The organism is Arthrobacter sp. NPDC058097 (assembly GCF_042884885.1).
Lineage (GTDB): Bacteria > Actinomycetota > Actinomycetes > Actinomycetales > Micrococcaceae > Arthrobacter.
Genome location: NZ_JBHVSZ010000010.1, coordinates 67,960 through 81,173 on the forward strand (window position 1 = coordinate 67,960; position 13,214 = coordinate 81,173).

General features: G+C 68.3%; 10 protein-coding genes. All 10 read left to right on the plus strand.

Going from position 1 to position 13,214, the window contains the following annotated elements:
* Positions 1-5 precede the first annotated feature (5 nt).
* The 10 genes from ACFVTE_RS17380 to ACFVTE_RS17425 all read left to right on the plus strand — a co-directional run bounded on the left by ACFVTE_RS17380 (position 6) and on the right by ACFVTE_RS17425 (position 13,102).
* Positions 6-1,994: a penicillin-binding transpeptidase domain-containing protein gene (locus tag ACFVTE_RS17380; protein ID WP_387102469.1), complete on the plus strand. Its 1,989-nt coding sequence runs from the start codon at positions 6-8 to the stop codon at positions 1,992-1,994.
* Between the two features lie 122 nt (positions 1,995-2,116).
* Complete coding sequence (locus ACFVTE_RS17385) at positions 2,117-3,799, plus strand: ABC-F family ATP-binding cassette domain-containing protein (RefSeq protein WP_387102471.1); 1,683 nt, start codon at positions 2,117-2,119, stop codon at positions 3,797-3,799.
* A gap of 63 nt (positions 3,800-3,862) precedes the next feature.
* Positions 3,863-5,059, plus strand: coding sequence for an MFS transporter (locus tag ACFVTE_RS17390; protein ID WP_387102474.1), 1,197 nt, complete (start codon positions 3,863-3,865; stop codon positions 5,057-5,059).
* A 78-nt stretch (positions 5,060-5,137) separates the two neighbouring features.
* The gene (locus tag ACFVTE_RS17395) at positions 5,138-6,640 is read left to right on the plus strand and encodes a bifunctional phosphatase PAP2/diacylglycerol kinase family protein (RefSeq protein WP_387102476.1); all 1,503 of its coding nucleotides are present in this window, start codon (positions 5,138-5,140) and stop codon (positions 6,638-6,640) included.
* Between the two features lie 160 nt (positions 6,641-6,800).
* Positions 6,801-7,745, plus strand: coding sequence for an ABC transporter ATP-binding protein (locus tag ACFVTE_RS17400; protein WP_387102478.1), 945 nt, complete (start codon positions 6,801-6,803; stop codon positions 7,743-7,745).
* Between the two features lie 4 nt (positions 7,746-7,749).
* Positions 7,750-8,628 carry an ABC transporter permease gene (locus ACFVTE_RS17405; RefSeq protein ID WP_387102479.1) on the plus strand — a complete coding sequence of 293 codons (879 nt, stop codon included), beginning with the start codon at positions 7,750-7,752 and terminating at the stop codon, positions 8,626-8,628.
* A gap of 19 nt (positions 8,629-8,647) precedes the next feature.
* Positions 8,648-9,979 (plus strand): sensor histidine kinase, encoded by a 1,332-nt coding sequence (locus ACFVTE_RS17410; RefSeq protein WP_387102482.1) that lies wholly within the window; start codon positions 8,648-8,650, stop codon positions 9,977-9,979.
* Positions 9,976-10,707, plus strand: a complete 732-nt coding sequence (locus ACFVTE_RS17415) for a response regulator (RefSeq protein WP_387102484.1) — start codon at positions 9,976-9,978, stop codon at positions 10,705-10,707. Before ACFVTE_RS17410 ends, ACFVTE_RS17415 begins: the two co-directional genes overlap by 4 nt.
* A gap of 82 nt (positions 10,708-10,789) precedes the next feature.
* Positions 10,790-11,746 (plus strand): intradiol ring-cleavage dioxygenase, encoded by a 957-nt coding sequence (locus ACFVTE_RS17420; protein WP_387102485.1) that lies wholly within the window; start codon positions 10,790-10,792, stop codon positions 11,744-11,746.
* Between the two features lie 21 nt (positions 11,747-11,767).
* Positions 11,768-13,102 carry a M18 family aminopeptidase gene (locus ACFVTE_RS17425; protein ID WP_387102487.1) on the plus strand — a complete coding sequence of 445 codons (1,335 nt, stop codon included), beginning with the start codon at positions 11,768-11,770 and terminating at the stop codon, positions 13,100-13,102.
* The last annotated feature ends 112 nt before the right edge of the window (positions 13,103-13,214 follow it).

Sequence of the window (13,214 nt, forward strand, 5' to 3'; positions counted from 1 at the left end):
GCGCGGTGGGGAACACTCAAAAACTTTCACTTGTCCTTGTCGGTCTCATACTTAGCGGATCACTGGCAGCGTGCGATGACGGCCGCGGCGGCGCGGAAGCCGCGGCCAAGCAGCTGGCCTCAGCCGTCGCGGGCCTGGACTTGCGCCCGGTGGCCTTCGACGGCCGAGACTCGTCGGTGGCCAACGACCAGCTCAACCAGGTCTTCAAGGCACTGGCGCCGGCCAAACCGTCCGTCGAAGCGGGCGAGCTGACGCTCGACGGCGACACCGCGCGGATACCGCTCAACTACAACTGGAAGATCTCCACCGGTGAGTGGAAGTACACCGTCTCGGCCGACTTGCGTAAATCCGGCGACAAGTGGCTTACCGTCTGGTCGCCGGGGCTGCTGGTCCCGAACCTGGCGGAAGGCGAGATCCTCAGCAAGGCCACCCAGCCGTCCCCGCGCGCCGACATCCTCGGTGCCGGCAACCAGAAGCTGGTGACGCTGCGCCCGGTGGTCAACGTGGGCATCGACAAGCCGCAGCTGGGCGGCGCCGACGCGGCGGACTCCGCCACCAAGCTAGCCAAGCTCGTGGGCGTGGACCCCGCAGCCTACGTTCAGCAGGTCGAGGCGTCCGGCGCGGAGGCGTTCGTTCCTGCCATCACGCTGCGCAACACCAGCGACCGTGCGGTTACAGACGCCGAGATCGAGGCCATCCCCGGTGGCCGGGCCATCCCGGACGAACTGCCGCTGGCGCCGACGCGGAACTTCGCCCGGGCAGTCCTTGGCACTGTAGGCGAAGCCAGCGCGGAGCAGATCGAAAAGTCCAACGGCGCCCTGGCCGCCGGGGACGTCATCGGCACGGGCGGACTGCAGCAGCAGTACGACGCCCAGCTCCGAGGCACGGACGGCACCGTTGTCCGTGTGCAGCGCGCCGATCTGACGCGCGAAGAGATCCAGGCCGCGCCCACTGACCCGCGGCGCACCGTCTTCGAAGTGAAGGCAGTACCCGGCACGCCGCTGCAGACCACCCTCGACACGAAACTGCAGCAGCTTGCCGAGGAAACCCTGGCAGGCATCAAGCCGGCGTCCGCCATCGTGGCGCTCCGGCCTTCCACGGGGGCGGTGCTGGCCGCCGCGTCCGGGCCCGGAAGCAACGGCTACAACACGGCCATGCTCGGCCAGTACGCGCCGGGATCCACCTTCAAGGTGGTGGACTCCCTTGCCATGATCCGCAACGGATTCACCCCCGATTCCACCGTGGAATGCACGCCCACACTCACCGTCGACGGCCGGAAATTCAAGAACGCCGAGGGCTACCCCAAGGACTCCCTCGGCTCTGTGACCCTGCGTGACGCCTTCGCCCATTCCTGCAACACCGCCTTCATCGCTGCCCGGGACAAGGTCACCCAGGCGCAGTTGGAGTCGGCCGCCACCTCCCTCGGGGTCGCCGTGGAGGCGCCGAAGCTGGGCGCTGAGGCCTTCCTGGGCTCCGTGCCCGGCGAGGCCGAGGGCACCGAGCACGCGGCGGCCATGATCGGCCAGGGCAGGGTGCTGATGTCCCCGCTGGCAGCGGCCGTCATGGCAGGCTCGGTGGCCAAGGGAGCACCGGTCTCCCCAGTCCTGGTGGAGGAGAGCGCTCCCTCGGCATCGGCGTCGGCAACCCCGGCACCGACCGCGGAAGGTTCCGCCCCGTCGTCGACCGTTACAGCGGAAGCTCCCGCCAAGACCGCCCAAACCCCCGTCACCAAGGCGGAAGCGGCGTCCCTCACGGACATGATGCGTGCGGTGGTGACCTCCGGGCACGCCGGATTCCTGGCCGACGTCCCCGGCGAACCCGTTGGTGCCAAGACGGGCACCGCCGAGTTCGGAAACGACAACCCGCCCAAGACCCATGCCTGGATCATCGCCGTGCACGGGGACCTGGCCGTTGCTGTTTTCGTCGAGGACGGCGGGCTCGGCGCCACCACCTCCGGCCCGCTCCTGAAGAAGTTCCTGACCGCCGCCGGCTGACACCCCCCGCGCATCCACCCTCCCGCGCTGGAGTTTTTGTCCACTTGTCGCGACTTTAGGGCCCTTTTGGGCACGATATCTGGACAAAAACTCCGGCGGGCGGGGCATGGGAGAATTGCCCGGTGGCCCATATTGACGTTTCCGGCATCGACTACTTCCTCTCCGACGGCACCCAGCTGCTGAACGGGGTGACCTTCAAGGTCCCGGATGGCACCAAGACAGCGCTCATCGGACCCAACGGAACGGGCAAAACCACCCTGTTCCGCATCATCGCCGGGGACCTCACCCCGGACGAGGGCGTCATCGGCCGCTCCGGAAACATGGGCATCATGCGGCAGTTCGTGGGGCAGGTCCGCGACGATTCCACGGTCCGCGACCTTTTGGTGTCCGCCGCACCGCCCGCACTGGCAGACGCCGCCCGCGCCGTAGATGAGGCCGAGCTGGCCATGATGGAGCACGACGACGAGCCCACCCAGATGCGCTACGCCCAGGCAATCGTCGACTGGGGCGACGCCGGCGGGTACGACGTCGAAACCGTCTGGGACGAGGTCTGCATGGCCGCCCTGGGCCTGCCCTTTGACCGCGCCCAGCACCGCCGGGCGTCCACGCTGTCCGGCGGCGAGCAGAAGCGGCTGGTGCTCGAGGCGCTATTCGCCGGCCCCGACGAACTGCTGCTCCTCGACGAACCGGACAACTACCTCGACGTTCCCGGCAAGCGCTGGCTCGAGGCCAAGCTGAACGATTCGAAAAAGACGGTGTTCTTCATCAGCCACGACCGCGAGCTGCTCAACAACGCCGCGGGCCGCATCGTCACGCTCGAGCCGGGAATCAACGGCGCCGGTGCCTGGATCCACGGCGGCGGCTTCGGCTCCTACGTGGAGGCCCGGGCGGACCGGAACGCCCGTTTCGAGGAACTGCGCAAGCGCTGGGACGAGGAGCACGTCAAACTCAAGGAACTCGTCAACATGTACAAGAACAAGGCAGCCTTCCGCTCGGACATGGCCAACCGCTACCACGCTGCCCAGACCCGGCTGGCGAAGTTCCTTGAGGCCGGCCCGCCGGAGGCACTGCCGATCGAGCAGAACGTCCAGATGCGGCTCAAGGGCGGCCGGACGGCCAAGCGGGCCATCGTGGCCGAACAGCTGGAGCTGACCGGCCTGATGAGGGCTTTCTCCACGGAGATCTGGTTCGGGGACCGCGTGGGCGTGCTGGGCTCGAACGGCTCCGGCAAGTCGCACTTCCTGCGGCTGCTCGCCACCGGGGGCACCGATCCGGAGCGGGAACACCTACCCGTTTCCGACGTCGAAATCGCCGAAGTGCCCCACGAGGGGACCGTGAAACTCGGCGCCCGTATCCGGCCCGGGTTCTTTGCCCAGACCCACGTCCGGCCCGACCTGCTCGGCAAGACACTGCTGGAGATCCTGCACCGCGGCGACGAGCACCGTTCCGGCCTTGGCCGTGAGGCCGCGGCGGGCGCACTTGACGGCTACGGGCTGGCCGGACAGTCGGAACAGAAGTACGAGTCGCTGTCCGGAGGCCAGCAGGCACGGTTCCAGATCCTGTTGCTGCAGCTCTCCGGCGCCACGCTGCTGCTGCTGGACGAGCCCACCGACAACCTGGACCTGCATTCGGCCGAAGCGCTGGAGCGTGCCATCGACCACTTCGAAGGCACCGTCCTGGCCGTCACCCACGACCGCTGGTTCGCCCGCACGTTCGACCGCTTCCTGGTCTTCGGCTCCGATGGCAAGGTGTACGAATCCGCCGAGCCGGTCTGGGACGAGAAGCGGGTGGAACGCGCCCGCTGACCGAGCGTCAGTCGGTTTGCTGCAGGAAGTGAGAGAGCGTTGGTGGTTGGCTAGAGTTGTCGGATGACCACAACCCAGCAGCTTGCCGGCCGGCAGGTGTCTGCCGCCGCCCTGGCCACGTTCATCATTTTCGGTGCGAACGGCCTGGTCTTTGCGAACTGGGCTGCCCGCATCCCGGCTGTCACGGAGATCCTGGGGATCTCGTCGGGCCAGATGGGAACCCTGCTGCTGTGCACGGCCGTAGGGTCGCTGATTGCGTTGCCCACTGCCAGCCATGTCATCACCCGGATCGGCACTGCCAACAGCGTCCGCGCCAGCGGGCTCCTGGCCGCGCTGGCGAGTGTGGGAGTCTCCCTATCGTTGCTCGCTGAGTCAGTGCCCGGCACAGCCGTCTCGCTCCTCTTCTTCGGCATGGGTGTCGGGCTGTGGGACGTTTCCCAGAACGTTGAAGGGGCCGACGTCGAGCACCGGCTCCGCAAGACGGTTATGCCCAGGTTCCACGCGGCCTTCAGCGGCGGTGCTTTCGTGGGTGCGCTGATCGGTGCAGGCCTGTCCGGGCTGGGTGTCGGCCTGCCCCAGCATCTGCTGGCTATCGCCGCGGCCGTGGTAGTGCTGACGCTGGTGGTCCCCCGCTATTTCCTGCCCCACACCGCACCGGAAAGGCCGGCGGACGGCGAAGCCAGGGCGCCCCGCGGCCCATCAGCCTGGCGGGACGGCCGCACCCTGCTGATCGGCGTGGTGGTCCTCGGCGCCACGCTGACGGAGGGTGCCGGCAACGACTGGATCGCCAAGGCGTCGGTGGACGGGCTGGGGAGCTCCGAGTCGACGGGCGCGCTGCTCTTTGCCCTCTTTGTGCTGGCCATGACCGCCATGCGGTTCGTCGGCGGCGGTGTCATCGACAAGTACGGCCGGGTGGCAGTGCTCCGGGGAAGCATGGCGGCGGCCGCCGTGGGCCTGGCACTCTTCGTGTTCGCCGAAAACCTTTGGCTGGCTGCCGTCGGGGCTGCGCTGTGGGGAGTGGGCGCGGCCCTGGCGTTTCCGATGGGAATGTCGGCCGCGGCGGACGATCCGCGGCATGCGGCGGCCAGGGTCGCGGTGGTTTCCACCATCGGCTACATCGCCTTCCTGGCCGGTCCCCCGCTGCTTGGATACCTGGGGGACCTGACGGGAATCCGCCTGGCACTGCTGGCCATCGGTGTGCCTATCCTGGTCGCCCTGCTGCTCGCCGGCGTCGCCAAACCGCTTCCCGGCAGGGAATGACCCGGCGGGGATGACCCGCCAGGGCGGAAAGCTGCCGTAGCGGGAACACACGCCTGTACCGGGCGGTAGGGTGGGGAAATGCGACGAATGCTGCGCCGCGGCCCGGGCTGGGTTGCCGCCTTGGACCGCACGCTGATGCGGGCTGTCTCCGCTTTCCCGGGCGGGCACCATGACACCTTCTTCCGCCGGCTCTCGGCCTCCGCCAACAAGGGGAAGCTCTGGTTCGGCGTCGCGGCCGTGGCAGCCGCCATCCCGGGTCGCACCAGGCGCGCCGCGGTCCACGGGCTGCTGGCCCAGGGCGTGGCGTCGGCCGTGACCAACCTCGTATTCAAGACCTTGCTCCCCCGGGCCCGGCCGCTGCCCGAGCATCTGCCGGTGTTCCGCTTCGTCCATCCGCAGCCCACCAGCTCGTCCATGCCGTCGGGCCACTCCGCATCCGCGGTGGCGTTCGCCCTCGGCGCCGGACTGGTGCAGCCGGTGCTCGGAGCAGCCGTCGCGCCGGTGGCCGCCGGCGTTGCATACTCCAGGGTGCATACAGGAGCCCACTGGCCCTCCGATGTGCTGTTCGGCTCGGCGATCGGGGCCGGGGCAGCCCTCGTGACGAGAAAGTGGTGGCCCGTCCGGCCACCCATGCCCGCCACCGCCAGGCGGCGGGTCGAAGCGGCCAAGGTCCCGCAAGGCGATGGCCTGAGTATCGCGGTGAACACGCTGGGCGGTTCCTTCACGGAAGAAACGGCGGCAGCCCTGAAGCAAGTATTCCCTCTCGCGCATATAACGCTGATGGCACCTGATGACGATGTTGCCGAGCGGATGGCGGAGGCAGCCGCCGTGCCGGGCATCCGCGCTCTTGGAGTGTGGGGAGGGGACGGTACGGTGGGCACCGCCGCTGCTGCCGCCGTCGAACGTGATCTTCCCTTGCTGGTCCTGGCCGGCGGAACCCTCAACCACTTCGCCCGGGACGCCGGAACGCCCTCCCTGGTGGAGGCGGTGGCCGCGGCGGAACGCGGCGAAGCGGCGCTGGCCGACGTGGGCGCCGTGGCGGTGGAACGCGGCCTTGCGGACGATCCGGAAAAGGTGGAGCTCGTCATGCTCAACACCGCGAGCATCGGCCTCTACCCCAACCTGGTGCGGCGCCGCGAACATCTCCAGCCCGCTTTGGGGAAGCCGCTCGCCGGCGTCGTGGCGATGTTCCGGACCTTCGCCGTGGAGAAGCCAATCACGCTCATCGTCGACGGCGTCCGGCACAGGTTGTGGATCATGTACCTGGGCCGCGGCCGCTACTACCCGCGGGACCACGCCCCGCTCTTCCGGCCGGTACTGGACGACGGCGTGCTGGATGTCAGGATGATAACCGCCGACGAGTCCTTCGCCCGGCTGCGGATGCTCTGGTCCGTGCTGACCGGCACGGTGGCGACGTCCAGGATCACGCACCTGACGGAAGCCACCAGCATCCGCGTGGAATGCGGCACGGCCCCCATGGTGCTCGCCGTGGACGGCGAAACCATGCCCGGCGTCCGTGCCGCCGAGTTCACCCTGAAGCGTGCCGCCCTGCGCTACTACTCACCGGCGGAAGGCAGCTGACGCCGGGAATGGAACGCATCGCTCATCCCACCGGATGACACGCAGAACCCTGATTCGCCCCTGAATCATCCCTGAGACCGGCGAATTCGGCAGTCGGCGTCGGTAGCGTGGAACGTGCACACCAGACAGCACGCCCGCAGCTATGCAAAGGAAAGCTTCCATGATTGAGGCAGAAGGCCTGACGAAGGTCTACGGCGACAAAACCGCCGTCGGCGGCGTCAGTTTCACCGTCCGAGCCGGCCAGGTCACCGGCTTCCTGGGACCCAACGGGGCCGGCAAGTCAACCACCATGCGCATGATCATGGGCCTGGACACCCCGACGGCGGGAACGGTCACCGTCAACGGCGTTCCATTCGCCCGGCACACGGCACCGCTGCGCGAAATCGGCGCGCTGCTGGACGCCAAGGCCGTCCACACGAGCCGCTCCGCGTACAACCACCTGCTGGCCATGGCCGCCACGCACAGCATCCCGCGGACACGTGTACACGAGGTCATCGACATGACAGGCCTCGCAGACGTGGCCCGGAAGAAGGTCAAGGGGTTCTCCCTGGGCATGGGCCAGCGGCTGGGCATCGCCGCCGCGCTCCTCGGCGATCCGCAGACCATCATCCTGGACGAACCCGTCAACGGCCTCGATCCGGAAGGCGTGGTCTGGGTGCGGAACCTCGTGAAGTACCTGGCCTCCGAGGGACGCACGGTTTTCCTCTCCAGCCACCTGATGAGCGAGATGGCCCTGACCGCAGACCACCTGATCGTGATCGGCCGCGGAAAAATCATCGCCGACGCTCCCATCAAGGACATCATCACGGGCAAGGGCCAGAGCCGGACCCGCGTGCGCTCCGACCAGCCCGACCGGCTCATGAACGTCCTCGCCGGAACCGGCGTCTCGGTGGAGCTGCAGGACCACGAACTCCTTGAGGTCACGGGCCTGGATCCCCGCCAGATCGCCCGTGCGGCACTGGATAACCGGGTTCTTGTCTACGAACTCACCCCGCTCCAGGCGAGCCTCGAAGAGGCCTACATGGAGCTGACCAAGGACGAGGTCGAATACCACTCGCTGATCACCACGGGAGCCCCGGTTCCCGCCCAGTCCGGAGGCAACTGACGCCATGAGCACATCGTCTTCCATTCAGCCCGCAGCATGCCCCGGCCGCGCCGCCGTCCGCCACGCAGGTGGCCCGGGACCCGGTCCAAGCTTCCTCCGGGTCCTGAACTCGGAATTCATCAAATTCCGGACGCTCCTGTCCACCATGATCCTGCTGGCCTCGACGGCCGTCGTCATGGTTGGCTTCGGCGCCCTGTCCGCCTGGGGAACGGGCCAGTTCGCGGACCAGGCCGCCTCCGATCCCGAGGCCGCCGCGGCCATCGCGGCACAGGGCGGCGACCTCGCCGTCACGGTCCCCACCTCCGGCGTGTCCTTTGCGCAGCTGATCCTGGGCTCACTGGGTGTCCTGCTCATGAGCTCGGAGTTCACCACCGGCATGGCACGCTCCACCTTCGCAGCGGTGCCCAAGAGGCTCCCGGCGTTCGTCGCCAAGCTCGTGGTGGTCATTGTCAGTGCCTTTGTGCTGACGGCGGTGTCCACGTACATCGCCGGCCTGGTGGCGGTGCCGATCCTGGACAACTTCGGCCTCAAACTCGACCTCGCCAGCTCGCAGCCCGTCAAGCTGCTGCTCGTCACCAGCGCCTATGTGGCCGCGGTGGCCGCCATCGGCATGGCACTCGGCACGCTGCTGCGGAATTCAGCCGGCGGCATCATGGCACTCGTCGGTCTGTTCTTCGTGGCACCCATCGCGTTCCAGCTCATCCCCGGCGACTTTTTCGAGGAGGCACGCAAGTACCTCCCCGGAAACACGATCAACCCTTTGACCGCCGTGGAGCATGTCCCGGACACGCTCGAGGTCTGGCAGGCGGCCCTGGTGCTGGGCGCCTGGGTGGCGGTGCCGGTGGTCCTGGCCATGGTCCTGCTGAAGAAACGGGACGTCTAGCCGCACCCAGGCTCTGCCCATGATCGACACTGTTTCCGGAAGGGACGCGCCAGCCATCCAGACTGACGCGTCCTTTGCCGAGCTCGCCGCCCGCCGCCGTGGCCTGCTCCGGCGCTACCTGTACCGGCGTCCCCGGGTGACGGATGCCGTGGTGGTCGCCTGTTATGCCGTGCTGGTGGTGCCCACCGTGATCGACGCCGTGAATGCGGGCAGGTGGGCCGCCGTGGGGCTGCTCGCCGCCGTGGCGCTGTCCCTGTTCCTGCGGCGCCGGCATCCTGTGGCCGTTGTGGCGTTCGTCGCGGTGGCCGAGGTTGGCGTGAGCCTGCTGCACCCGTGGGGATCCAATGTTTCGGCTGGACTGTGGTTCTCACTTTACGCCGTTGCCGTGGTCCACACCCGCCGCTTTGCCCTGGTCACAATGGCCGTGGCAACCGCGCCGCTGGCCCTGCTGTATTTCCTGTCCGCGGTGGGGCCGCTCGAGCGGGAGTTGCCCAACCCACCCGCATCGCCGGAGGAATTCCACCTCGTGACCAGCATTGCGGCCGGCACCAGCATCGCGTTTTCCAACATCATCGCCACCGGAATCGGCATTTCTGTCCGCCAGCGGCGCGAGCACGAGCAGGAAATCGCGGCCTGGGCGGCCCAGGCTGCCCGCCTGGGCTCGGTCAACGAACGCAACCGGATCGCCCGGGAGATGCACGACGTCGTGGCCCATTCGCTGACCGTCATGGTCGCCCTGTCCGGCGGGGCCGCCGTCGTGGTCCGCAGGGATCCTGAACGCGCCGCGGAGGTGCTCGCGGAACTGACAAGGACCGGCCGCGCCGCCCTGGCAGACATGCGCCGGGTGCTCGGCGTCCTGCGGGATGATGCGCCCGCCGGCCAGGCGCCCCGTGAGCCGCTCGCGGACGGCGCCAGCCTCGGAAAGCTGCTGGACGGCTTCCGCACCGCAGGCCTTCCGGTCCACTACTCGCACACCGGACCGGCGCTGCCCGAGGACGTGGCCCTCCAGCTGACCGTGTACCGGATCGTGCAGGAATCGCTGACCAATGTGCTGCGCTACGGCCGGGCGCTGAGCCGGGTGGACGTGCTGGTGGCGCGCCAGGATTCCACGGTCACCATTGAAGTGCTCGACGACGGCCGGGGCACCGTTGACACGGTCACCCCGGGTGGGACGGGCCAAGGCCTGACCGGGATGAGGGAACGGGCCGGAATCTTCGGCGGTACGGTGGAGGCGGGGCCGGCAGCAGGCGGTGGCTGGCGCGTTCGGGCGGTCCTGGCACTGAATGGCAGGATGCAGGACGGCCGGATGCAGGACGGCAACACGGAGAACGGCAAATGGGGGAACGAATGAACGAGTCCGGGCGACTCCGGGTCCTGCTGGCGGATGACCAGCCGCTGCTGCGGATGGGTTTCCGGCTCATCCTCGAGGGTGAGGACGGCCTTGAAGTGGTGGGCGAGGCTTCCGACGGCGCTGACGCCGTCCGCCAGGTGGGCCGGCTCGATCCCGACGTCGTGCTCATGGATGTCCGGATGCCCACGCTCGACGGGATCGAGGCCACCCGGGCCATCACCAGTTCCGGTGCGCGTGCCAGGATCATCATCCTGACCACCTTCGACCTGGACGAGTACGCCTTCGCCGGGCTCCAGGCCGGCGCCTCGGCGTTTTTGCTGAAGGATGTGGCACCCGCCGAACTGGTCCAGGCCGTGCGGGTGGTGGCCAGCGGGGACGCCGTGGTGGCGCCCCGCGTCACCCAGCGGCTTCTGGAGACGTACGTCCGTGGCGCCGGACCCGCCCCCGCGCAGGATGCGTTGGACTTGGAGGCGGCCCCGCCGGCCGCGGTACCTGCTCCCCGCGACCCGCTGCTGGAGGACCTGACGCCGCGGGAAACCGAGATGCTGGAGGCCATGTCCGAGGGGCTGTCCAACGCCGAGATCGCGCACCGCTATTTCCTGTCGGAGGCCACGGTGAAGACACACGTGCGGCGGATCCTGACCAAGCTGCACCTGCGGGACCGTGTCCAGGCCGTGGTCTACGCCTACGAGACCGGCCTCGTTATCCCGAGCAACCCGGACTACTGAGACGGCTGACTCAACCCGGTTCCACAGCTCCTGCACAGGGAGGCCCTATGCAGGCCATAGCCCGCTGGAGTTGGATGGTGCCATGACAACCACCCCCGAGGGACAGCAGCCGCGGCACGAGCCGCATCCCAACCATGACCGCGGCCTCGAGTTCGATCTCTCCACGCTCATGTCGCGCCGCTCGCTGGGCATGTTCCTCGGCGCCGGAACGGCGGCCGCGCTGGCGGCGTGCACGCCAGGCGGGTCGTCGTCCGCACCGTCGGGATCGCCGTCGTCGCCTTCCGCCGTCTCAACGGCAAGCGGAACGGCCAGCGCCACCGCGTCCGCCACCACAACGACGACGGCGCCGGCAGCTTCCGCTGCCACCACGGCGTCCGCCTCCCCCACCCTGACCCGGGCGATCGCCGAGTGCGGCGTGGAGATTCCGCAGGAAACGGCCGGACCGTATCCGGGCGACGGCTCCAACGGACCGAACGTGCTGGAAGCCTCCGGCGTGGTCCGGCAGGACATCACCTCGAGCTTCGGAACCTCCGCCACGAAAGCGGACGGTGTGCCGCTGACCGTTACGCTGACCCTGCTGAATAACGCCACCGGCTGCGTCCCCCTGGCCGGTGCCGCCGTCTACGCCTGGCATTGCGACAAGGAGGGGAGGTACTCGCTCTATGATTCGGGGCTGGAGACCGAAAACTTCCTGCGCGGGGTGCAGGAGGCGGACGCCAACGGCCAGGTCACCTTCAAGACCATCTACCCCGGCGCCTACAACGGCCGCTGGCCGCATATCCATTTCGAGGTGTTCGAGTCGATGAACAATGTCACGGCGGCCGGGCAAGTACTTGCCGTCTCGCAGATCGCCTTGACCGATGCCGCCTGCCGCGAGGTCTACGCCTCCGCGGGCTACGAAACCAGCGCGCGGAACTTCCCCAACACCACACTGACATCGGACAACGTGTTCGGCGAGGACGGCGGCATCTACCAGTTGGCCACGATGTCCGGGTCCGTCTCCGGCGGCTACACGGCAGGGCTCAACGTCACCATCTAGTGCACCGTTAGACTCGGAGCCATGCCTCTCCATTCCTCCGCCGCAGAGCACATCCGGGACCTGGGCGACTACGTCAGCGCGTCGCCGTCGAGCTTTCACGCCGCCCACGAGGGCGCCCGGCGCCTCACGGAAGCGGGCTTCTCCTGCCTGGACGAGCTGCAGCCCTGGGAGGCCACGGCCGGCAAGTTCTACATCGTGCGGGACGGTGCCCTCATTGCCTGGGTCACTCCTGAGGATGCCGGGCCCACCACCGGCTTCAACATCCTGGGCGCCCACACGGATTCGCCGTCGTTCAAGCTCAAGCCCAAGCCGACCACCGGACGGTTCGGCTGGCTCCAGGCCGGCGTGGAGATCTACGGCGGACCGCTGCTGAACTCGTGGCTGGACCGCGAACTGCAGCTGGCCGGGCGCCTCGTGATGCTCGACGGCACGCAGCACCTGACCGCCACCGGGCCGATGCTGCGTTTTCCGCAGCTGGCCATCCACCTGGACCGGGCGGTCAACGAGGGCCTCACGCTGGACAAGCAGCAGCACATGAATCCGGTGTTCGGGCTCGGCGATCCGGGCACGGAGGACCTGCTGGCGGTGCTGGCCGAACGGGTTTCCGGCGAGGGCGCATCTGTTGACCCGGCCCAAATCGGCGGGTACGACGTCGTCATCGCGGACACGCAGCCGCCAGCGGTTTTCGGGGTCAGGAGTGAGTTCTTCGCCTCGGGGCGGCTGGACAACCTGTCCGCCACGCACGCCGGAATCACGGCACTCATTGCGCACGCTGACGCTTCCGACGGCGGTTCCGCGGTTTCCGGCGAAGCGTCACCGATAGCGGTGCTCGCCGCCTTCGACCACGAGGAAATCGGTTCCGCGTCCCGGTCCGGCGCATGCGGGCCGGTATTGGAGGACATCCTGGTCCGGATCTCGGACGGGCTGGGCGCCTCGGCGAGCCAGCGGCGGCAGGCGTTTGCGGCGTCGTTCTGTGTGTCCGCGGACGCCGGCCACGCCGTCCACCCCAACTACGCCGAACGGCACGACCCCGTCAACCGTCCCGTCCTCAACGGCGGTCCGCTGCTCAAGATCAACGCCAACCAGCGGTACGCCACTGACGCCGCCGGGGCCGCCCTCTGGGCGAGGCTGTGCGGTGAGGCCGGGGTTCCCTTCCAGGAGTTTGTCTCCAACAACGTGATGCCGTGCGGTTCCACGATCGGACCGCTGACGGCCACCCGGCTGGGCATCAGGACCGTGGACGTGGGCGTTCCCCTGCTGTCGATGCACTCGGCCAGGGAGCTTTGCGGCGTCGAGGACCCGCACCGCCTGGCCCGGGTGACTGAGCTGTTCTTTGGAGCCGCGGCGCCCGCCTAGTGCGCGGATGACCGATTTCCGTCCGGTTACAAAAGTGCCTGCTGGACAACGTTTGTTGCCTCCTGCGGTCTATGGCTGGAAATATGCCTGTTTTGATTGCCGTTAACTGTGT

What these genes read in the sequence shown, in the direction of transcription:
- ACFVTE_RS17390 (WP_387102474.1), top strand. Translation starts at nt 3,863, where the DNA reads ATGACCACAACCCAGCAGCTTGCCGGCCGGCAGGTGTCTGCCGCCGCC.
- ACFVTE_RS17395 (WP_387102476.1), top strand. Translation starts at nt 5,138, where the DNA reads ATGCGACGAATGCTGCGCCGCGGCCCGGGCTGGGTTGCCGCCTTGGAC.
- ACFVTE_RS17400 (WP_387102478.1), top strand. Translation starts at nt 6,801, where the DNA reads ATGATTGAGGCAGAAGGCCTGACGAAGGTCTACGGCGACAAAACCGCC.
- ACFVTE_RS17405 (WP_387102479.1), top strand. Translation starts at nt 7,750, where the DNA reads ATGAGCACATCGTCTTCCATTCAGCCCGCAGCATGCCCCGGCCGCGCC.
- ACFVTE_RS17410 (WP_387102482.1), top strand. Translation starts at nt 8,648, where the DNA reads ATGATCGACACTGTTTCCGGAAGGGACGCGCCAGCCATCCAGACTGAC.
- ACFVTE_RS17415 (WP_387102484.1), top strand. Translation starts at nt 9,976, where the DNA reads ATGAACGAGTCCGGGCGACTCCGGGTCCTGCTGGCGGATGACCAGCCG.
- ACFVTE_RS17420 (WP_387102485.1), top strand. Translation starts at nt 10,790, where the DNA reads ATGACAACCACCCCCGAGGGACAGCAGCCGCGGCACGAGCCGCATCCC.
- ACFVTE_RS17425 (WP_387102487.1), top strand. Translation starts at nt 11,768, where the DNA reads ATGCCTCTCCATTCCTCCGCCGCAGAGCACATCCGGGACCTGGGCGAC.